The following is a 22,539-nucleotide window of genomic DNA, read 5'->3' on the forward strand; positions in this document are numbered from 1 at the left end:
ACATTGCAAACAAAAAAAGCAGAGCCCCAATGGCTCTGCCTATTCACTTGAGTATTGTTCGATCCTCTCTATTTTTAATCCTCAACCACGTGAGTTTTAAAAATTTCACGGTATCTTTGCCACTGCGAGGAATCGAATTGTCCTTCCTCATCCAGACAGCGGGCTGCACTATACCCCATAAACAAGGCATGATGGGTGTTATCATGGGCAAACACCCCCTGTCGACCGAAAGTCAGCAGACCATCCACGCCACCCAACCATTTGTCAAGCTGATCAAAATATTCATCATATCCGTTTGTATAAATGGGATAGGCCTGTGGCAGGCGTCTGGTAACGACCTCCAGAACAGTTGTCTGAATAGGTATTCCCGCAGCGGCAAGGCTCTCGCAGACCAGGGTCCCAAGCTCTTCATCACTCTGTGTCCAGACATCATCGTCTTTAGAACAAGGTAATTCTGCACAGAGTATGGTTTTCCCCTCAGGCTGAATGGATGCATTATAGTTTTTAGGTTCCGAGAGACGTGAAATACCTATTGCTGTTTCAGGAAAATAATGAGCGTCATATTCCGTAAACTGATTCTGCTCCAGTATCAGGTAGACAAGAATCATTGATCGGTATGCAAGATTTTCTGCTGCCTCCAGGACTTTCATGGGAACAGATGGCATAAGCAACCTGGCAAGCACGGTAATGGGGATGGTTGACCAGACGTTATCTGTTTCTATGGTTTTCTCTTGACCATCTTGCAAAAAGGACACTGACCTGCTGGCACCCTGCATATTTACACTGGTAAGAGACGTGTTAAAATGAAACTGTACACCTGCCTGAACAGCAGCTTGATAATACGCCTCTGAAATTTGTCCGAACCCTTTAACGGGATAAAAAAACCGTCCACTACCCTCCGGCTTTAATCCTGGAATAGCGGCAAGTACTTTCCGAACTATCTTCGCGAGAGAACCTGCGGAAACTCTTCTATGAGCCTGAATTGCAGATAATGATTCCGGCTCTGTGCCCCATAACTTGCGTGCATAAGGAAAATAAAAATCCCTGCAAATTGTCCTGCCAAGTCCAGCCTGCAGTACAGACGCAAAAGTTTCTTTACCGCATCCAGAGTTATCGTTCCCCCCGGGAAATTGTTTCCGCAGAATATCTCCAAAAGTACCGATCGCAAAAGCTGGTGGGAGTTTAAGGGCAAGATCCAGGGGCTTAAGAGGAAAATGAATCCATCGCCTTCGTAGACGGATACGCCCATGGCGAGGCCGATCAAGGAGATCAGCTTTGAGTAGAGATCGAATATCTCGTAACACCTCAGGATCACATGCCGGATGCAGCCTGTGGCTACCATAATCCAAGTGTATGCCATTCAGTTCAAAACTTCCTGCATTTCCTCCGACGTAACTGTTTTGCTCCAGAACGGTAACTTCTGCAGATTGCTGACGAGCTAACTGAAATGCCGCACCAAGACCAGCAGGTCCTGCACCTAAAATCGCCACACGTGGCTTACACATTAATATGCTCCATAGGTCGTTATTTTGTCGTTGTTCTGAACATGAATCCGTGAAGACGTTGCGCTCAGCCTGCAAGACAGATACGAACAGCGGCTCAACGGAACAACTCTGTACCTCTCGCTCTCCAGGACGCTTACGGGTTCAGTTAATGAAAATGCCTGGTGTATCCACATTCAGGCATCCTCATGCTTTTCTTTGGTTGCAACACCTAATTCTTGAGCGGTTGGTAACTGATGACTGGCTATAATATAATATATACCTCCGAGTCCCCCCCCACAGATTAAAACAGCTTGCCACATAAGCCCCAGGCTTACAGCAGCCACCATACTGACGCCAAATTTTCCAAGGAAAATGGAAAGAGCTGCCTCTCGAACGCCAAGTCCTCCGAGACTGATAGGTAAAGTTGCCGTAAGTTTTGCCAGAGGCCAGGCTAAAAACCATACTGCCAGGGGCAGGTCCAGCCCGATATGCTTTGCCAGAAAAGCGTTGATCACCACAAACGTACCTTGTATCAAAAGAGCCAAGAATAGCCCAAGAATCGCCTTTTGGGGACGTAGAAACAATTGTCTGAGAATGGATCGAACACGCTCAATAATTGCCAATACTTTTGCTGGCGTACTGGAAGGGATTGGAACCACGACAAACAGAAGAACACCTATAAAAAGAGAGGCAAGGAGTATGCACACCCACAAGATTCTCCATCGATCTTCTACACCTAAGCCAAGTGGAGAAAAAAGAGCCCCGAACATAATGAGCAAAGCCAGAGCAACCATGTCAAGAAAGCGATCAAGCAGGCTCCCCAAAACAACCGCTTCTTTCTCCATACTGTTTTGACGAATTGCCAGCCCAGCGCGAACCACGTCTCCCCCTGCAATTGAAGGTAAAAAAAGATTGGCAAAGAGACCAGCAAAATAATAACGAACTGTGGGCAGGTACGAAAAACCACCTTGACCAATATTTATCAGCACATTCCATTTCGCAGCGCCGACCAGGTGACCTAAAATAAACACAGTCACCACCAATCCCCAGAGAGTGAAAGAAATTTTTGAGAACGTCTGACCGAACTCTGCAATCGGTAACTGCGTAAACAACACACCCAAGATGAGTATGCTGGTCAAGGCCCTGGCCAATGGTTTCTGCCAGAGAGATTTGAACACCCCCAGAAGGTATTGCATGCTTATTCCCTGTGCAAACTCATACCGACTTTGGCAATTTGATCGGAGAGAAGCCCCATTCCCCAGAAAAGAAAGGCTGCCAATAATCCCAGGACTGCTGTTTCAGACATATTTCCCAGAAAAAGGTCATAGATGAACTTCCCAAGGCCTGTCGCGAAAAATATCGCGCCAATAGGTAAAAACACTTTCAGGGGATTGAAATAAACGATTGTGCGAAGAATAAGGAGAAAAAAATAATAGGCATCTACTGGTTTAATTTTAGATTTTCCCACACGTTGGAAATAATCAATTGGGTGATAATGTACCAGGTAATCATTACATAGCATGGAAAGCGTAATGGTGGTGGTAAAAGAAAAACCCGATGGCAGAAGGTATTCAAAACGTTTCACCACTGATTTTTTCATGACCCGCAATCCGGAGTTGAGATCCGGAATGACCCGACCGGCCAGGTAACTCGCCAGAATACGCAAAAACCACTTGGCTGGTTTACGGATAGTGGGAATCTGTGCATTGGGCCCGACCCTGGCTCCTACGACCATATCGTAATCTGCTCCCAACTTCAGCATTGCAGGCAATGCCTCTGCTGGATATGTCCCATCGGCATCAGTGATGGCTATATGGTCATATTGGGCGGCATTAATACCTGTTTTTAACGATGCTCCATATCCTCTGTTTCTAACATGCCTGAGAACCTGCACACCTGTACCAATAGCCTCTTCCGCCGTCCTGTCCTTTGAGCCATCGTCAACAACGATAATTTCATAAGTAATATCGCACACATCCAATACTTTCTTGAGATTCATGATCTCTTGCGCGACTGCGTTTTCCTCGTTATAGGCTGGAATTACCACAGATATTTCTTTTAAGCTGCTCTCTGGCATTGTGTATTACTCCTAAAAAATTAGAGTGAATATCCAAGATATTCTGGCTATCTATCATATACGCCAAACTGGAACATAAATCTTATCTCACTACATTATCCGATATCACATCGCATGGATAGTCGTGTCCAATGTCAGAAATTCGCAGAATTCCTCCAGCAAACGTTCCGTACAAGAACACATCCCGAAATAATAGAGGTTGTCACCTGAGGGTCCACAGGATCTGAGGCCAAGATAATCGGCCGGGAAGGTAAGTAATCACCAAAATACAGCGCTAAAGGCTGCTCTACCAACGGTTCAAAACAAATGCCGTTGTACACACAACGGTTGCAGATGTTCTTTCACATGAAATGTGTGACGATAATACTCTTGACAAAAAGCAATTGTCCACAAGAATTTGAATTGCAAGGTAGAAATCTGAATATACACGGAAGACTCAGTGGCGGAATACGGTATCGCAAACTATCCTGCGAAAAAAAGCGGAAGTTTGCAAATGAAGCACTAAACAAACATTCTCATCACCAGAAATAACTTATAAAATTAAATAGTTATCCAGCTCCTTAAACAAATCGTGAAATTTCTCCATAAAATCGCACTTGTGTGTTGTCAAAAACTGACATATTATACATTCAAAGATGACTTAATCAAAAAAACAACCAATATTAACTTAATACTACAAACACGTGCACACAGTAAAATTAGAACATAACCAGGCTGCACTCCTACTGACCCTTGATGAAAATGGTGAGATGGTCGTTGATGTCATTGGCCAGGACTACCCTTCTCTCTCAAAAGAAATATGTGAAATCATAGCCTTGAAGCTGATCAATGAAGCCGACTTCCAGGAAGAGATCCTGGCCTGGACTTCAGAAGCTTCAAGCGAAAGCAGCCCAGCCCGCAACACGTTGGACGCTGACACAATGCAAGAGCAACTTAAATGCACATAGGGTTTGTTTCTCCGGGCAGGAAGGATGCCGCAAGCTCATGCCATTCAATCACAACACTTCTTCAGCTGTTGCCATGCCCAACATAGACTGCAATGCTTCTCTGGTGAGTGCAATCTCCTCTGAACTGACCGTTTTCCGGATACCTTCCATTTTTTGCATGGCTTCTTGAAAGCGAATGCCTTCTGCGGCACTGATCCATTCCAATTGAAGCCGCTCCTGCCGAACACCCAATTTTTCCATTTTCCGCCACATACGATGAATGCGTTTTTCCGTCCAGTGATTGGCATCAATGTAATGGCAGTCACTGAGGTGGCACCCTGATACCAAAATGGCGGGCACACCTAAGGCAAAAGCCTTCCATAGAAATTTTTCATCGACCCGGCCGGAACACATGGTTCTGATTAAGCGAGTGCTTGCCGGATATTCAAGCCTTGAAACCCCTGCAAAATCAGCACCTGCATACGAACACCAGTTACAGGCAAAAACCAGTACGCGCTCTTCCGCCCTATCCCCTAATACAGCTTCTATCTGTGCCTCTATCTGAGGGTCGGTGAAATGATGCATCTCTATGGCGTTTTCAGGGCATTCAGCCGAGCAAGTTCCGCAGCCGGAACAGGCTGCTGTGGTTACGTGAGCCCCGGATTTGGCTATTCTATCAACAGTAATTGCCTTATATGGACATACTTTTGCACACAATCCACAAGAAGAGCACAGTTCAGGATTTACCTCAGCTGTAATACCTTCAACAGAAAGCATGCCTTTGCTCATTAATATACTGGCTCGCATGGCCGCTGCAGAGGCCTGGGTTACACTATCCTTTACATCCTTGGGACCTTCACTGCATCCTGCAAAGAAGATTCCTCTGGTGGCGGCATCAACCGGTTGTAATTTAGGATGTGCTTCGAGAAAAAAACCATCTGGATTACGTTGCAGAGCTAGCATTTCCTGCAGGTGCTTCAGCCCAGATGGTGGTCTTACGCCTACTGCCAGAACCAACATTTCCAATTCATGACGTTCAACAATCCTGGTTTCCGGATTTTCTACAAATACCGTTAGGTTCCCGTTGTCTGTATTTTCTTCAACGGTTCCTGGCAAACCACGTATGTACTGCACTCCCATTCGTTTGGTCCGTCGATACTGGTCTTCAAAGCCCTTACCAAATGCTCTAATATCAATGTAAAACACTTTGACTTCAATATCAGGATAATGCTCTTTCAACATAAAAGCGCATTTGATTGTATTCATACAGCAGACATTGGAACAATATGAACTTCCCTTATGCAGAGATCTGGACCCCACACACTGAATAAAAGCAACCGATCGTGGTCGCTTACGATCGGTCATGCGCACCACTTCACCGCCTGTCGGTCCGCCTGCATTAATCAAGCGCTCGAATTCCATACTCGTCAGCACATTGTCAAACCGCGTGTAGCCATACTCATCGAGCCGTGTCGGATCATAAATGTCCATCCCGGTTGCCATGATGATCGTACCGACTTCAAAAGATAACTCTTCATCACTCATGTGGAAATCAATACACTGCTTTTCACATTGATCGACACACTTACCGCATACAGTGGGATTCTGCCCCAGACACCTCTCCATCTCTATGAGATAGGAAGAAGGAACAGCTTGGGGAAAAGGAGAATAAATGGCTCTTCTGGAAGATAAGCCTTGATCAAATTCGTCTGGTAGCACAACAGGACAAACCTTGGCACATTCACCACAGGCTGTACACATATCTTCATGCACATATCTGGCTTTCTTTAAAACCCTGACAGTAAAATTACCAACAAACCCCTTAATTTCTTTCACTTCACTCAATGTCAGTAAAGTGATATTTGGGTGACGTCCCACATCCGTCATCTTTGGACCCAATATACAGATAGAGCAGTCCATGGTTGGAAACGTCTTGTCCAAGGCCGCCATTATCCCACCAATGCTGGGTTTCTTTTCAACCAGAATGACTTTGGTGCCAGCGTTTGCCAAGTCCAATGCAGCCTGAATTCCTGCTACCCCTCCACCTACTACCAGAGTGGTGGGAGTCACTGCTATCTGGGCCTCGTGGCATTCCTGGAGTAAGCGGGTACGAGCCACAGATGCTCGTACAAGATCACATGCCTTCTGTGTAGCTCCCTGCTTATCATTACAGTGCACCCAGGAGCAGTGTTCCCTCAAATTAGCCATATCGAGGAGATATGGGTTTAATCCTGCCTCAGCCACACATTGCCGAAAGGTAGGCTCATGAAGTCTGGGAGAACAGGATGCCACAACCACCCGATTGAGTTTATGATCTGCAATATCCTGCTTTATCTGATTCTGACCTGGCTCTGAGCAAGTATAAGCATTATGACGAGATAGCACGACATCAGGCAGAGTTGCCGCATATTCCGATACAGCACCACAGTCAACCACCCCAGCTATATTCAACCCACAATGGCAAACATACACACCTATCCGCAAATCAGTCATTTGTTTCTCTTGCATCACTCAGCTACCAGTTTTGTCTTCAATAGAATTATGTATCAGATAATAAAAACACAGTTTATTACCACAATGTTTTCAATGTGTCAAATAGGTAAAACCTATCACAAAATATATTACTATACGCAAACGGCAACTACTCATAAGAAAACGGGCAAACGTGACTCCCCCTGTATTTATAACTGGTTACAGGGTGCCTGAGATCTGCGCAAGCAGGCTGGTGCTGCGCATTGGATCATACGTAAACAGGGCTGATTGCGGAAAGATCAGGTACACTGTGAGCAATTATCTTCTATAAACGCAATGAAAAGCTCAAGCGGAAGGGCGCAAATTAAAAGACGTTTATGTTATTTCATCAGATATGCCGGAATGGTATACTTCACTCAAATCAGACGAACCTTACTCGTCCGCTCAGAATACGGACTGAATGAATCATGACAACAGACAATATAGAAAAACAAATCAAAACAGGTTCTCTTGCCGGGGGAAAAACATACGCATTTAACGAGGAGCACGATCAAAAAACTCCCGCCCAGATGTGGTTTCAGAATAGCGTTGACGGCCTCACTCTTTTTATTGTTTTTTATACCCAAGCCTGCCGATGGTCGAGATGCATGGGATGTAATCTTCCAAGTAAATCTTCATATCACCATGTGGGATATAAAGATATTATTGCCCAGATTGACCATGTTTTCTCCCTGCCCGAGGTTCTCACAAAACGCCATGTAATCAGAAAGTTGATAATCAGCAACAATGGCTCCATTCTTGACCAGGATACTTTTTCATCCACAGCCCTGCTGTATCTAATGGCCAAAATAAACCTCAACTTTACCAATCTGGATATTCTCACCTTGGAGACCAGGCCAGAATTTGTAGAGATTGAAGAACTTGAATTCCTCTCAAGAACCCTTGCCGAGGGAGATACTCCTACCCTGCTGGAACTGGGTATAGGCTTTGAGGCATTTGATGAAACAATCCGAAATGATACCTTCAACAAAGGGTTAACACTTGAAACCTTCGAAAGGTTTATTGGACAGGTGTCACCATTCAACTGCCGGGTGAAATGCTATTTTATGCAGAAACCCATACCCAATTTTTCTGATAGCGATGCTTTGGCTGATATTATCCATGCCATAGACTACCTGAATGACATGTCCATACGATATAATGTAAGAATCAACATGCACCTTAATCCCACCTATGCAGCATACGGTACGCCATTGGAACAATCCTTTTACGAAGGCACGTTCGTGCCTCCAAAGCTGGTTGATGTGGTACAGGCAGTTCTATATGCAGAGGATTCCTCCCTCACCCTCTTTGTCGGATTGTTTGATGAAGGTCTGGCCGTGGAGGGAGGCTCTTTTATCCGCGAAGGCGATGAACATTTGATTAAGGCCCTTGAAACCTTCAATAGGACACAGAATTTTAAACAGTTACAACAAGCCGTTTCCCCACGTACCTTTTGCTCCAACACAACAGGGTAAAACGTACCTGTTCACGGTGGCCCTGATATTCCGCAATCAGCCCTGTTTACGTATGATCCAATGCGCAGCACCAGCCTGCTTGCGCAAAGCTCAGACAGCCTGTAACCAGGTTCAGATACATGGAAGTTGTCAAGTTGAGTTACTTCAATTAGCTGATTATGATAAATGAGCAGAGTTATGGAAAGAGATAAGGAGAAGTTATGATTCAGAGTCTTTTGGGCCTGCTTGCCTTTATTGCCATCGCTTTTCTACTGAGTGAAAACAAAAAAGGAGTCTCGGTAAAACTGATTGTGGCAGCCATGGGAATGCAACTCTTCCTGGGCCTCTTACTGCTGAAACTTACATGGGTGCGCCAGTTTTTTTTATACCTCAACGACCTGGTAATGGCCATATCCAGGGCTACGGGGGATGGTACAGCCCTGGTTTTCGGCTACCTTGGAGGCGGCCCCTTGCCTTTCACAGAATCATACCCCGGTGCGGCCTTCGTGTTGGCTTTTCAGTCCCTTCCGCTGGTACTGGTAATGAGTGCTCTTTCGGCTCTGTTGTTCTACTGGAAAATTATTCCGGCCATGGTGCATTTCTTCAGCATGATTCTTAAAAAGACGCTGGGGACAGGAGGAGCCGAAGGCATTGGCATTTCTGCAAATATTTTTCTAGGCATGGTGGAATCGCCCCTGTTGATAAAACCCTATCTTGCATCCATGACTCGGAGTGAACTTTTTACTCTGATGACCTGTGGCATGGCAACCATTGCCGGAACAGTCATGGTACTGTATGCAACTATTTTAAACGAAGCCATCCCGGAAATTCTGGGCCATATTCTGACCGCTTCAATTATCAGTGCCCCTGCGGCTGTGTTGATTTCCAAAATCATGCTGCCGGAAACCCAAAACGTAACAGAAGGAAAACTCTCTTTAAACCTGGAATACAAGAGCTCCATGGATGCCATAACCAAAGGAACAGTCTCCGGCATCGAGCTTCTGTTAAGCATAGTGGCTATGATTATCGTGCTGGTTGCGTTGGTCAGCCTGCTCAATATGATCCTGACACTTCTGCCTCTGGTTCAGGACCAGGAATTGACCTTACAGCGTATTCTTGGATGGGTTATGGCTCCCATATCATGGCTTATGGGGATTCCCTGGACCGAATCACTGACAACCGGCTCACTCATGGGGACCAAAACTGTTCTCAATGAGTTTATCGCATACCTGGATCTCAGCCGGATTCCTGAAGGAGACCTGACAGAGCGCAGTCGCATCATTATATCCTATGCACTGTGCGGCTTTGCCAACCCCGGAAGCCTGGGAATCATGATAGGAGGGCTGGGAACCATGGCGCCGGAAAGACGAGACGAAATAGTTGCTCTGGGCTTTCGCTCCATTGTAGCGGGAACCCTTGCAACATGCATGACAGGGGCTGTCGCAGGAATATTTTTGTAACACTTATCGATACTGCTCACAGTGCTTCTGATTTTTTTCGTGATCAACCTGTGTGCGTTCAAACACACTGTAACCAGTTACAAAAATACGGGGGAGTTGGTACTGTAACCGTTTCTTCTATGAAGGGTTGTCACTTATCTTCTTTTCCATATATTTGCTACAGCTCTATCACTCCCTAAAAAAGCGACAATTTCGCTAACAAATGCTATCAGGAAAAAAACTGTTGCCGGTAGAACACCACCAAGCACAGAGGCTTTAATAGAAGCATAGATAGAACCAATGGAAAGGATAAAGAACAACAAGCCAAATATTTTAAGTATGCTTCTATGTGATTCTCGGTAAATATATTCGTTTTCACCAGACTCAAATGGCTTAAGAATTGGGGCGAAGATTTTTTTCAATTTTTCTTTCATGCAAACACCTTTCAAAAAGCCTTCCTAAAACCGGTCGGAGAATTACTTTTTTCCTTAGAATACAAACTTTTCCAAAAATATGCACACTCATGTTGATAGACAAGGAAAGCTTTGAACTTCTCAAAAAACACAACTACAGCAAAAAAAGCTTTTTCCGTCAATATTCCGGCTCAGATTTTTGGTTAATACCAGCAGCACAGTGCAGGAAAATAATTCCCTTGTTTACAGATAACCCATTCTACCTGGAAAAACCTTCGATGTAGAGTTTGTATTTGTCCAGCAATGAAGATTTTTGCTCACATTTAAGCTATACAATAAAATGTCCGCAGACATATAGTTGATATCAGAGGTTACGCTTACCTTCAAAGGCAGAAGTCTGAACATAACGCAAAAATTGGGTAGCAAGGCCATTTATGGACAAACACTAACGAGATCACTGCACAGAGTGTCAGAGGGAAGACTATTACACGTGAAAGCCTTCCCTCTTTATAAGTGGTTATAAGGCACCTGAGATTCTCACAAACAGACTGGTGCAGCGTCTTTGGCCCGTCAGCCACGCTGACCTGGGAAAAATCAGGTACACTGTGAACAGTTACCCCAAAGGGGGATATTCCTCTTTAAAATAGCAAGCTGCCGATTGTGGAGCGCGCCATAATGGCGTCTCCATAACTTCAATCGACGACGTCTCCGTTTACTTTTTCCCGCAATTTCACTGAAGAGTGAAAAGTTACTACTCTTCTTGGGTCAAGCAACAAGGCATCTCCTGTCTGTGGGTTTCTTCCACGCCTTTGCCGTTTATCCCTGACGACAAATTTGCCGAACCCTGAAATCAAGAGGTCGTTACCGGCTACGATATCCTGTTTCACAATAGCAAGAAATGTTTCTACATATTTACTTGCCTCTTTTGTGGAAACCTTATTGTTTGCCTTGCGAATTTCGTTGGCTATGATGGCCTTGGTCAGTTTCATTGTGTCTCTTTACTGGTAGTTTATTAACAAAAACTTCAACCAGTCCGGATTTCTCATGAGAATAGTAGTTGATACGATGCACCAAATATGCAGCAGCAGTCAACTTCTTTGATTTTTTCCAGGAGCCTGTCGGAGAAAGCTCTTTTTCCCATATTTGTGTTATTTCCAGAAAATCAATGCTCGCAATATCAAGTATATGGCTGTGCTAGATTTCCTGAAAATACCTTAATCTGAGATACATAGCAATTCTCTGACAGACTCCTAGAAACGCTACGTTTTCAAAACCGAATCATGTCTATTCACAAATGAGAATTTTTACTCAAGTTTAGGTAAACACAGACTCCGAGGCATACGATAAATACTATTCATTCTGTACCTCAAATAGGTCTTCAAAAAAATCATGAGAAACACAGACTAGCACCACAAAGTGGTAACAAAGATATCTTATGGCATGTGTTTTTTCAAATGTCAAACTGACTCAAGCATTTTTATAAAAAAATCCATTGAGAAAACTCAATCAGGCTGAATGGTATCTGAACGGCATAGCATTCTGGTGGGAATTGGCGGCAGTGCGTCATACTGTCTGTACGATTTTGTACAAACAAAAAAAGGAGTTAAGCCAGACTGACTTAACTCCTTGAATAAGCTTGGTAGCGGGGAGAGGATTTGAACCTCTGACCTTCGGGTTATGAGCCCGACGAGCTACCGAACTGCTCCACCCCGCGTTGCGAGATATGTATATACCACATTAAAAAAAATGTGTCAACAAATAATATAAGTTTCCATTACTGTTCTATTTTGCATTTCCAAGCAAAGGAGTGATCATTTCTACCACCTCCCGAGGAAAAGCCGTAAGCTTGCCAGCCATATCTACGCACGCATGGGTGGTGAATCCTTTTACCAATAAGGTTTCTTTTTCGTTTTCTTCTTGCCTGGTAATAGCATAATGAAAACGGCAGGAAACGTTTTTTAGTTCTACCAATGAAGTTGCTATGGTGATCAGATCATCGTACCTGGCAGGAGCTTTAAAGCGGATATAGCTTTCAGTCACAGGAAGAATACATCCAAGCTTTTCAATGGCGGTGTAGGGCATAGCCCAGGCGCGCATCATCTCTGTTCGACCAATTTCAAAATACCGAAGATAATTGGCATTATACACTATAGCTGCAGCATCGGTATCTCCATAGATAACCCGATACTGCGTGTGAAAGACCTTTTCTCCAAGGGAGACTGACAGTTGCCTTGCCATGTATTATCCCCTTTCAAGAAAATACCGAAAAAAGTCTGTACCAGACACAAATTCCTTTCCTCCATTGGCCATGGCACCAAGGACATTCTTTTCACTATAAAGTATGCCATCAGGATTGGGATTCTTCCGTGAATCATACAAAAAAAGCGGCACAGGCCAGCCTTCATGTGTTCGACGGTGTATGGGGGTGTAATGGTCCATGGTAACGACAACTCGGAATTCTTCTCCCTGATCTTCCAGAGATTCCACTATCGGCCGGACAATTTTCTCGTCAAAATCTTCAATGGCCTGCACTTTTTCCGCTGCAAGGCCCTGGTGACCGGTTTCATCCGGAGCTTCAACATGTACAACTACCAGATCTCTGTTTTTCAGTACACCAATTGCGGCTTCGGCCTTTCCAGCATAATTGGTATCCAGGTAACCGGTTGCCCCCTCTACCTTGACGACCTCCAACCCACTCAGGACTCCAAGGCCCATGAGCAAATCCACCGCCGAGATCATTCCTCCATGCACACCATACAGTTGCGGTATGGTTTCCATTGCAGGTCGTTTGCCCTCTCCCCAAAGCCAGATGGCATTGGCCGGAAGTTTGCCGTCTATAACCCTCTGTCTGTTGACAGGGTGATCAGCCAGGACGATACGGGCCTTTTCCATCAAGGCAAAAAGATGTGAGTCATTTTTATAGCGATGATAATGAGCTGTAACCTCCTGCTCCGAGTAGTCATGGGGAGGCACAGTGTCCACCCCTGCTGCAGGTGTGCCTGAATACACCAGCAGGTGCCTGTAGCTGATGCCCGGGTGGAGACGAATCACACTATTTCCACATTGCTCCTGAATACTGTTAATCAGCTGGGTACTCTCTTTCGTGGTGATGTGCCCGGCGCTGTAATCTTTCATCAACAGGCATTCATCGGCTTGCTGTTGAATATTCACGAGATTGCAGCGAAAAGCGACCTCATCGGAGGCGAGTTCAACTCCCATGCTGGCTGCTTCAAGCGGAGCACGACCGGTATAATACCGTTCCGGTGCATAGCCAAGAAGTGAAAGGTTGGCCACATCGCTTCCAGGTGGGTACCCCTCGGGAACAGTGTGTAAAAGTAGCTTTTCAGCCTCTACTGACAACCTGTCCATGGTTGGAGTTCTGGCAGCCTCCAGAGGGGTCTGGTCGTTCAATTGTGGTACAGGAACATCACCCATACCATCTCCAATAAGCAGAACATATTTCATAGCACTCCCTCTTTTTCACGCCTCATCGCCTAAAAGTCGTATTTTGACCACAGGGGCGAGTACCGTATCGAGCTTACTGATTTCTTTGAGTGCTTCACTCACAGACGACTCACGTGCATCGTGGGTTAGCATCACAAGGGGAACTGATCCGGTTTTCTTTCGCCCTTTCTGCACAACAGACTCCAGGCTTATGTCATGCTGGCCTAATATCCCGGCTATTTCCGCAAGAACACCGGGCTCATCCTTAACAGTAAATCTGAAATAATAGGGACCGTAAAGCTCGTCCATGGGGGTTACCCGTAGAGCCTGAATATGCTCTGGCAGATATGACAATGGCGGTACACGACCAATAGACTGCGCCTTAATATTTCTGGCGATATCGATTACATCCGCGGCAACGGCACTGCCCGTAGGAACCATACCTGCTCCGAGTCCATAGAGCAGAACGTTACCTACGGTATCGCCTGTAAAATGGATAGCGTTATACGCTCCGTTTATGGAGGCCAGCAGGTGCGATTCCGGTACCATGGTTGGATGCACGCGTGCTTCCACATGATCACCATGGTTACGGCTGATGGCCAATAATTTTATACGGCACCCGAACTCATGGGCCAACTGGATATCCAGAGGCTCTATCTGAGAAATTCCCTCTGTGACAATTTCGTTATGGGTAATGTTCATTCCATATGCCATACTCATAAGGATCGCAAGCTTGTGTGCGGTGTCGATACCCTCAATATCATAGGTTGGATCCGCTTCAGCAAAGCCTTTATCCTGAGCTTCCTTGAGTACTTCGTCAAAAGGCACCCCTTCCTCGGTCATCTTGGTCAGTATATAGTTGGCAGTACCATTCATAATCCCCATAATAGAAAGAATCTTATTGGCTACCAGGCCTTCACGCAGGGACTTGATCACAGGAATACCTCCCCCTACGCTGGCTTCAAACCCCACTTCCACTCCCTTCTTCGAAGCAGCTGCAAAAATATCTTTGCCTTCCTGGGAGAGAAGCGCCTTATTTGCAGTCACCACATGTTTTCCTGCATTGATTGCATCAATAACGAAGGTCTTGGCCGGTTCTATGCCGCCAATGAGCTCAACAACAATATCGATATCAGCATCATGAATTATCTCCTGGGCGTCACGAACCAGAGTCACACCCTGAAATTTATCAGGTAATTCAGGCAGGTTCAGGTCAGCAACTTTACTCAGGGTAATGGACATACCAGTTCGTTTGGTCATCCTCTCTTTTTGAGAATAAAGGACCTCAGCGAGTCCGCTGCCAACAGTGCCAAAACCTATGATACCTATTTTGATCTGTTTCATAATGTGCATAATCCGTGGTATTTTATTGTGATTGTGTCTGGCCGACATACTGGAAATTAAAGGTTTTTCTGCACGGAAAAATGTTCCCATGTCAATTATACAACCGGAAAAGATGTTACAATCCCAGACAGCCTTATGAGGTGCCCCCAGGACATTTCCGGCAAGACACCAGATCAGCCTTGTATGGGCCTTTGTACCCACTTTACCGACGCTTGTCAAAAAGTATAGATTGTGGAATCCCCCTTCTGTTCCTTAAACGCTGAAAAGCTGACCATAGCATATCTATATAACTGTATTGCCGTATCCGTATCAGAGGACCAGCTATCATTTTCATAGCCAAACCGGAAAAGTTACTGTATACTCGCCCGATTAATGAGAAGTCATTCATTTTTCTCACCTTAATTTTAACTGAAAATATAAGGTGTTATACGACTTTCCCGTTTGAATCAATTACAAAGGAGAACGGCATGAACATTCTTACCTTCGGCCCCAATGGTAGTGGCAAAGGCACCCAAGGCGCTATCATCAAAGAGAAATATGGCATTGACCATATTGAGTCCGGTGCAATTTTCCGTGAACACATCAAAGGCGGTACAGATCTTGGTAAAAAAGCCAAGGAGTATATTGATCGCGGAGACCTGGTTCCCGATGAGATCACCATCCCCATGGTTTTAGAAACCCTTGATAAATCAAAAGAAAAAGGATGGCTGCTTGACGGTTTCCCTCGCTCCCTGGCCCAGGCTGAGGCTCTTGACAAAGCGCTCAAAGAAGCTGATATGAAGCTTGACTGCGTAGTTGAAATCGTTCTTGATCGCGAAATTGCAAAAGAGCGTATCATGGGTCGCAGATTGTGCGCCAATGACAACAACCACCCTAACCATATTGCCTTTGAAGCCATCAAACCTGTAGAAAAAGACGGCAAGCTCGTATGTCGCGTCTGTGGCGGTGAACTTTCCACACGCGCAGATGACCAGGATGAAGATGCCATCAACAAACGTCACAATATCTACTACGATGACAACACCGGCACCATGGCTGCTGTGAATTACTTCAAAAATCTGGACGGCATTCCCGTCATCTCTGTTGACGGTTCCCTGCCGATCAAAGAAGTATCTGAATCCATCATAAAGGATCTGCCCTGATTGGTCTGTTCCTTGTTTTTGTATAAAACGTTTTCGCATCCAGGATGCGAAAACGTTTTTTTATTTGACACACCGAGATTTTTTCTTCATTGTGAAGAGTATGAAAACACGTATCTCAAACAGCCTTGTTCAGTCTATTATGGCCAAGGAGTCCTTTGCGCATCAATCCATCGACGATATCATTCTTCTCTGTTCCTGGATTAAGGAAACCTTTGAAGATGGTGGAAAGCTGCTGATCTTTGGTAACGGCGGCAGTGCCGCGGATGCACAGCACCTGGCTGCTGAATTTGTCAATCGCTTTCTAATCAACCGGAGACCTTTACCTGCTCTGGCATTGACTACAGACACATCCATCCTCACCGCAGTGGGAAACGATTTTTCCTATGACCTGATTTTTGTCAAACAAATTCAGGCGCTGGCTAAACCTGAAGACCTGGCACTGGGAATATCAACATCCGGCACCTCGGTCAATGTGGTTAAAGGTTTGGAGACAGCTAAAGATATGGGCTTGCGAACGGTTGCATTCACAGGTGGCACCAAACGGCCCGGTGGAGATCTCAAGGCACTCTGTGACCTTACACTTAATGTCCCCTCTGACTCCACACCCCATATCCAGGAAACCCACCTTTGGCTGGAACATATTGTCTGCGAAATTGTAGAACAGGAAATGTTTCCTCCCTGTTAGCAGACCTTCTCTTTTCAAGATTATCATTTCTTCTGATCATGTCTCATTATTCCATATCGCCCCTTACCTTTGGCAACCTCAACACCTATTCCATCCATGATCGTCATTCAAAGGTGACTGTGGACGACTTTGCCACACCGTTGCGCCCTGGAATGCTTGTCAGTGAATTAGTGAAGTGCCTGCCAGGACAACTCATGGGCATTGATTTTCCTGAGTTTATCTGCAGGACAGCCGAGGCATTTAAGGCTGATAAGCCTATCCTGCTGGGTATGGGCGCCCACGTCATAAAAGTGGGTTTGAATCCTATCCTCATTGGCCTTATGCAACGGGGCATATTGAGCGGTATAGCCCTTAATGGAGCAGGAATAATCCACGACGCAGAAATCGCCATGGCAGGAAGGACATCGGAAGAAGTGGCTGATGTGCTTGGCGCCGGAGCTTTCGGTGCAGCCAGGGAAACTGGAGAGATCCTGAACCAGGCCATTGTTATGGGAGCAAATGAAGGATTGGGAATTGGTGAATCAGTAGGGAAAGTGCTGAACGACAACAACTTTCCCCATAATGACCAAAGTCTCCTTGCAATGGCGTACCGTTTACACATTCCTGTTACTGTACATGTTGCCATGGGCACAGATATTATTCATATTCATCCGGGAGCTGACGGAGCTGCAATAGGAAAAGCCGGCCACCAGGATTTCCGTCTTTTCTGCACCCTGGTCAGCAGCTTACAGCAAGGGGTTTATCTGAATGTCGGTTCCGCGGTTCTGTTGCCGGAGGTCTTTTTAAAGGCTTTGACTGTAGTTCGTAACCTTGGATTTGAAGTGAAACAGTTCACCACGGCAAATTTTGACTTTATCCGACATTATCGGCCAGCGACAAACGTGGTACACCGGCCAAATCTTGAAGGAGGAAAGGGATATAATTTCACAGGACATCATGAATTGATGCTGCCTCTAATGGCTGCCGCGCTTTTAGATGCAATCGATAAGGCTTAGTACCCTAGAACTGAAATACCCTCTTTGACCCTGGCGTTTCCAATGCCAGTGCTGATGGCTGCCCGGAAACAATTGTATTGTTCAGTTTCAGGCAGACGCAGACGTCCGGAACGTGCACCAAACTTCAACACAGACACATTCCCGCTACAGGGATTACACGCTCCCTAAAGGCTATTTTTTGAGCACAACACAAAAATTGACGAAAAAAGACTATTTCAGGATAGACACTGAATACTGGAACCAGTATAAGGGAACTTCGCTTTTCCAATAAATAAATGGTAACTTAAGTTGATTTAATCTCATGAAATCTCTTTTACGTATCGGTACACGGGCCAGTGAACTGGCTGTTACCCAGTCCGAATGGGTGGGTAAACAAATCACTGCCGCTTATCCTGAAATCTCCATTGAATTGGTCAAAATCAAAACCAAAGGAGATAAGATTCTAGATGTGCCTCTGGCAAAAGTTGGCGGCAAAGGGTTGTTTGTCAAAGAAATTGAAGATGCCATGCTCGCAGGAGAAGTTGACCTTGCCGTTCATTCGATGAAGGACGTCCCGACAGAATTGCCCGACGGACTCCATGTACCTATCGTCCCTGTGCGTGAAATCCCCCAAGATGCTTTTGTTTCAGACAAATATAATTCCCTTGCTGAACTCCCGGAAGGCAGCACAGTTGGAACATCCAGTCTGCGGCGAAAAGCACAGCTTACAGCTCTGCGTCCAGACCTTGTCATTACTGACCTGAGAGGGAACCTGCAGACCCGGTTGAAAAAAATGGAAGATGGCCTGTATGACGCTATTATCCTTGCCGGTGCGGGACTCCAAAGGATGGGCATGCAAGCTCACATCCGTACGTTGTTCTCACCGGAACAAATGTTACCAGCCATAGGTCAGGGAGCACTGGGCATAGAATTACGCAAAAGCGATACACAACTGTTTGAAATTCTGCAGACCCTGCATGACCATACTACGGCGATTGCGGTAACTGCGGAACGAGCGTTTCTCCTCCGCCTCGAGGGTGGTTGCCAGGTACCCATCGGTGCCTATGCTGTGGTTGACAAAGAGCAGGTGTCTCTGACCGGCTTGATAGCCAGTATAGACGGGACAATCCTACTCAAGGAAACCGGCGCTGCACCAACACATCAGGCCGCGGAACTTGGCAAAAAACTGGCAGAATCCCTGTTGCAACAGGGGGGCAAGGCAATCCTGGAGGAAGTCTATCAGGCGTCCCTCTGATCCTGCTGCATTTTCTTCTTTTTACATATTTTAGAAATATCGTGACTGAACAAACAAGAACCCCAAAAAAGAATACTGGCAAAGTATATCTGGTCGGTGCCGGTCCTGGAGATCCCAACCTTATTACCCTGCGAGGAAAATACCTGCTGGAAAGGGCAGACGTCGTTGTCTACGATTACCTGGCAAATAAAAAACTGCTTACACATGTTCCTTCGTCTGCCACCTTTATTTATGCGGGAAAAAAAGGTGGCGGCCTGCATGCTTTCACACAGGAAGGAATTAATCGTCTGCTGGTTGAAAAGGCAAAAGAAGGAAATATGGTGGTCAGGCTAAAGGGCGGTGATCCTTTTATTTTTGGCCGCGGTGGTGAAGAGATTGAAGAACTCGCAGCAGAAGGAATCCCCTTTGAAGTAGTTCCAGGTGTAACCTCAGCCACGGCAGCGGCCACCTATGCTGGAATACCAATCACCCATAGAGAATATACAGCATCTGTGGCCTTTGTGACCGGTCATGAAGATCCCACCAAAAAATATTCCAACCTGCAGTGGGACAAGCTTGCCACAGGCGCCGGTACCATTGTTATTTATATGGGAATAAAAAATCTCCCCTCTGTTACTCAAAAACTTATAACCCATGGCCGTTCACCTGACACACCGGTTGCGGTGGTTCGCTGGGCTTCCACGCCGAAACAACGTTCAGTTGAAGGCACCCTGGAAACCATTACCCAGGTAGTCAAAGATGCTGGTATAACACCGCCTGCCCTGGTTATTATTGGTGATGTAGTAAAGCTGCGCAGTACTATTGACTGGTTTGAAAAAAGACCGCTGTTCAGTAAGCGCATCGTTGTTACAAGGACACGAGAGCAGGCAAGTGAATTGGTAGCCAAGCTCGAAGAAAACGGGGCAGCATGCTTCGAATACTCCACCATTCACATTGAGCGGGTTGCCGACTATCAACCTCTTGATAAGGCTCTGGCAAACATTGTTTCCTACGACTGGATATTGTTTACCAGTATTAACGCCATCAAATATTTCTTTAACCATTTGCATTCCACAGGCAGGGACAGCAGAAGCCTGGCTGGTCCTAAAATTGCTGTAGTTGGAAAAACCACAGCTGAAGAACTCGGCAGATACGGCATCCGTGCAGATCTGCTTCCAGATACCTTCACAGGAGAAGGCCTGGCTCAGTCTCTGCTTGAATCCCAAGTTGGCAAAGGTTCCAAAATACTTCTCCCCAGAGCGCTACGTGCCAGCGAGGTGCTTCCGGAGACCCTGACCGATGCAGGCGCTGAAGTAGATGTGGTGCCGGTCTATCAAAACGTGCCTCCGCAGGGAAGAAAGGAAGAACTCCGGCAACAGCTTGTTCAGGGTGATATCGACCTGGTAACTTTTACCAGTTCATCCACGGTAACCAATTTCATTACCATGGTCGCCCCGGAGGACGAGGAAGAACTAAAACAACTCATGCAGGGAGTAACCATAGCCGCCATTGGCCCGATTACAGCAGAAACCATACGCGAAGCTGGCCTGCAAGTACATATTCAACCCGAACGTTATACCATTGCAGACATGGTGCGTGCCATTGTTCGCTATTACCAAACCGAGCAACCATAAGTCGGCCCCCCTACCCTTTGCATTTCGCTTAGACCTCCTTCCCCTGAAAACCAAAAAACGCTCTAAGAGTGATTCAGGGGAAGAGCAGTCTGACCGTGAAAACACCATTATTTGCGCATACTGTTCCCATGCCATAACATCCCCTGAATCGCGCACAGCTATCGCTGGAACCCATGAACATGCTTTTTTCAACCCAGCTGGAGTGATTTATGAAATAGCTTGTTTCAGAGCAGCGCCAGGAGTGTACACGGAAGGATTTGCAACCGGAGAATTTACCTGGTTCTCAGGGTATCTATGGCAAATTGCTCTGTGCAAAGTCTGCAGAGCACATCTGGGATGGTTTTATACCGGGAAGGAAGATTATTTTTATGGTTTGATCCGAAACCGTTTAATCGAAAAGCAATAACCCAAACGCCATGTTTGTACACTATTACAACTCAAAGTTAACTGGCACGAAAGCAAGCCAAACGCTCTTTTATGGTGGCAATGCCGTTGAGAGGAAAGGCACGGATGACATCCTCATAAGCTGACAAGGCGTCAAACATTTCATTGAGTTTCTGTGCAAGATGATGTTCGTCAAGATCCGACCAGGGCAGATAGTCGATAAGCCCTTCCCTTTTAAAAGCCATGGCGCGCAACAATTGCTCCCGGCGGGGAGTTTCGCGAGGGATAATCAATGCAGGTGTTCGCTGACTCAGCACCTCACACATCGTATTATATCCTCCCATGGAAACAACAACATCTGCAGCTCCAATCAATTCTTCCATACGAGGATAAAAAGGCAACACTTTAACGTGCGCTTTCCGCCCCCTTTTAGCTAATTTCCTTCGCAGAGACAAAGGCATGAATGGCCCGGTCACCAGGATGCTTTTTCCTCTATCGAACAACCCCTGTTCAAACATCTTCATATATGCATCCATCATGGCATAGCCATCTCCGCCACCTCCTGTGGTGACGACGAGCATCTGCTCATCATCTTTGACGCAGAATTTTTTCCTTGCCTTGGCAATGGCTTTCACACTGGCGACCTGACGTGGCAGATATCCGGTAAAATGTACTTTATTACGAACATTTTCAGGAATGGCGTACTCGCTGACAGCATCATATATATTCTGGCACCCGTATACCCATATTTCGCTATACAAGGTGTCCAACAATCGGTAAACGTCCTTATTCTGCCAGTCAGTGCGCACTGTATCACGATCATCCATAATATCCCTTAACCCCAGAATCGTTCTGGTCTGAGGACTGTGCTGCTGTATCCATTCCAAAGTTGGAAGAACTTCTTTCTTCAGTCCCAAGGGTTCTTTATCAACCAAAAAAAGATTGGGCTGAAAGGTCTGTACTGTGGTCAGGATAATAGACTGCCGAATGTTCAATGCATGTTCCGGATCAATACGTATGGACAGAGAATGATATTCATCATTTGTTTTTTTTATCATCCCAGGGATACGAACAAAATCTACGTTTTCAGGAAAGGAAAACCGTCCGGCAATGGGAGACCCCGTGAGAATAAGCACATTGACGTTCTTAGAGCGAAGATGCCCGGCAATGGCCATAGTCCGACGAATATGACCAAGGCCATAGGTATCATGGGAATAGATGAGTATATTATAAAGACCAGCCATTCCGGCTACCAATGTAAGGGATTAATGATTATTACAAAATATGGGATGAAGTCGTGTGCAAGAAAAAACTTTATGAGAACAATTCAAGCCTAACGTGTACAGGAGAAAGGTTCAAGCAAAATCAAGGCACACGGGGAATCTTGGGCC

18 protein-coding genes and 1 tRNA gene are annotated in these 22,539 nt (G+C 45.8%); 8 read left to right on the forward strand and 11 right to left on the reverse strand.

The annotated features are described in order from the left end of the window. Window positions 1–74: 74 nt before the first annotated feature. The 3 genes from G493_RS0110665 to G493_RS0110675 form a co-directional block, all read right to left on the reverse strand. Window positions 75–1,505 carry a protoporphyrinogen/coproporphyrinogen oxidase gene (locus G493_RS0110665; RefSeq protein WP_051309216.1) on the reverse strand — a complete coding sequence of 477 codons (1,431 nt, stop codon included), beginning with the start codon at window positions 1,503–1,505 and terminating at the stop codon, window positions 75–77. 173 nt (window positions 1,506–1,678) lie between these two features. Beyond that, window positions 1,679–2,680 (reverse strand): lysylphosphatidylglycerol synthase transmembrane domain-containing protein, encoded by a 1,002-nt coding sequence (locus G493_RS0110670; RefSeq protein WP_028580375.1) that lies wholly within the window; start codon window positions 2,678–2,680, stop codon window positions 1,679–1,681. A 2-nt stretch (window positions 2,681–2,682) separates the two neighbouring features. Beyond that, complete coding sequence (locus tag G493_RS0110675) at window positions 2,683–3,561, reverse strand: glycosyltransferase family 2 protein (RefSeq protein WP_028580376.1); 879 nt, start codon at window positions 3,559–3,561, stop codon at window positions 2,683–2,685. A 683-nt stretch (window positions 3,562–4,244) separates the two neighbouring features. Here G493_RS0110675 and G493_RS28815 point away from each other — a divergent pair. Beyond that, entirely contained in the window at window positions 4,245–4,508 is a 264-nt protein-coding gene (locus G493_RS28815; RefSeq protein ID WP_035274203.1) for a hypothetical protein, read from the forward strand. A 48-nt stretch (window positions 4,509–4,556) separates the two neighbouring features. Here G493_RS28815 and hdrA2 read toward each other — a convergent pair whose 3' ends face one another. Continuing rightward, window positions 4,557–6,980 carry a CoB-CoM heterodisulfide reductase HdrA2 gene (gene hdrA2 / locus G493_RS28820; RefSeq protein WP_035274205.1) on the reverse strand — a complete coding sequence of 808 codons (2,424 nt, stop codon included), beginning with the start codon at window positions 6,978–6,980 and terminating at the stop codon, window positions 4,557–4,559. 446 nt (window positions 6,981–7,426) lie between these two features. Between hdrA2 and G493_RS0110690 the strand changes: the two genes are divergently transcribed. Next, the gene (locus G493_RS0110690) at window positions 7,427–8,476 is read left to right on the forward strand and encodes a hypothetical protein (RefSeq protein WP_028580377.1); all 1,050 of its coding nucleotides are present in this window, start codon (window positions 7,427–7,429) and stop codon (window positions 8,474–8,476) included. Window positions 8,477–8,676: 200 nt separating this feature from the next. Beyond that, on the forward strand, window positions 8,677–9,915 hold the full coding sequence (locus G493_RS0110695; protein WP_028580378.1) for a NupC/NupG family nucleoside CNT transporter: 1,239 nt from the start codon (window positions 8,677–8,679) through the stop codon (window positions 9,913–9,915). A gap of 134 nt (window positions 9,916–10,049) precedes the next feature. On the opposite strand, the gene G493_RS0110700 is transcribed toward G493_RS0110695, so the two are convergent. The 6 genes from G493_RS0110700 to G493_RS0110730 form a co-directional block, all read right to left on the reverse strand. Beyond that, entirely contained in the window at window positions 10,050–10,328 is a 279-nt protein-coding gene (locus G493_RS0110700; RefSeq protein WP_028580379.1) for a hypothetical protein, read from the reverse strand. Between the two features lie 671 nt (window positions 10,329–10,999). After that, entirely contained in the window at window positions 11,000–11,296 is a 297-nt protein-coding gene (locus G493_RS0110710) for an integration host factor subunit alpha (protein WP_028580380.1), read from the reverse strand. A 648-nt stretch (window positions 11,297–11,944) separates the two neighbouring features. Then, window positions 11,945–12,021, reverse strand: a tRNA-Met gene (locus G493_RS0110715). Between the two features lie 68 nt (window positions 12,022–12,089). Further along, window positions 12,090–12,545 carry an acyl-CoA thioesterase gene (locus G493_RS0110720; RefSeq protein WP_051309218.1) on the reverse strand — a complete coding sequence of 152 codons (456 nt, stop codon included), beginning with the start codon at window positions 12,543–12,545 and terminating at the stop codon, window positions 12,090–12,092. A 3-nt stretch (window positions 12,546–12,548) separates the two neighbouring features. Further along, a complete protein-coding gene (locus G493_RS0110725; protein ID WP_028580382.1) occupies window positions 12,549–13,772 on the reverse strand; it encodes a cofactor-independent phosphoglycerate mutase in 1,224 nt (407 codons plus the stop codon). Between the two features lie 15 nt (window positions 13,773–13,787). Beyond that, on the reverse strand, window positions 13,788–15,095 hold the full coding sequence (locus tag G493_RS0110730) for a homoserine dehydrogenase (RefSeq protein WP_028580383.1): 1,308 nt from the start codon (window positions 15,093–15,095) through the stop codon (window positions 13,788–13,790). A 467-nt stretch (window positions 15,096–15,562) separates the two neighbouring features. Here G493_RS0110730 and G493_RS0110735 point away from each other — a divergent pair, with 467 nt between their 5' ends. From G493_RS0110735 to cobA, 5 genes are all read left to right on the forward strand, one after another. Beyond that, a complete protein-coding gene (locus G493_RS0110735; RefSeq protein WP_028580384.1) occupies window positions 15,563–16,237 on the forward strand; it encodes an adenylate kinase in 675 nt (224 codons plus the stop codon). 100 nt (window positions 16,238–16,337) lie between these two features. Further along, a complete protein-coding gene (locus G493_RS0110740; protein WP_028580385.1) occupies window positions 16,338–16,922 on the forward strand; it encodes a D-sedoheptulose-7-phosphate isomerase in 585 nt (194 codons plus the stop codon). Beyond that, window positions 16,865–17,917 (forward strand): hypothetical protein, encoded by a 1,053-nt coding sequence (locus G493_RS0110745; RefSeq protein ID WP_232363742.1) that lies wholly within the window; start codon window positions 16,865–16,867, stop codon window positions 17,915–17,917. The genes G493_RS0110740 and G493_RS0110745 overlap by 58 nt, the downstream gene beginning before the upstream one ends. A gap of 301 nt (window positions 17,918–18,218) precedes the next feature. Next, window positions 18,219–19,151, forward strand: coding sequence for a hydroxymethylbilane synthase (hemC, locus tag G493_RS0110755; protein ID WP_028580387.1), 933 nt, complete (start codon window positions 18,219–18,221; stop codon window positions 19,149–19,151). Window positions 19,152–19,192: 41 nt separating this feature from the next. Continuing rightward, window positions 19,193–20,764: a uroporphyrinogen-III C-methyltransferase gene (gene cobA, locus G493_RS0110760; protein ID WP_035274207.1), complete on the forward strand. Its 1,572-nt coding sequence runs from the start codon at window positions 19,193–19,195 to the stop codon at window positions 20,762–20,764. A 443-nt stretch (window positions 20,765–21,207) separates the two neighbouring features. Here the strand turns inward: cobA and G493_RS0110770 are convergent, their stop codons facing one another. Then, window positions 21,208–22,392, reverse strand: a complete 1,185-nt coding sequence (locus G493_RS0110770; protein ID WP_028580390.1) for a glycosyltransferase family protein — start codon at window positions 22,390–22,392, stop codon at window positions 21,208–21,210. Between the last annotated feature and the right edge of the window lie 147 nt (window positions 22,393–22,539).

Origin of the sequence: Desulfogranum japonicum DSM 18378, from assembly GCF_000429945.1 — a bacterium.
GTDB lineage: Bacteria > Desulfobacterota > Desulfobulbia > Desulfobulbales > Desulfobulbaceae > Desulfogranum > Desulfogranum japonicum.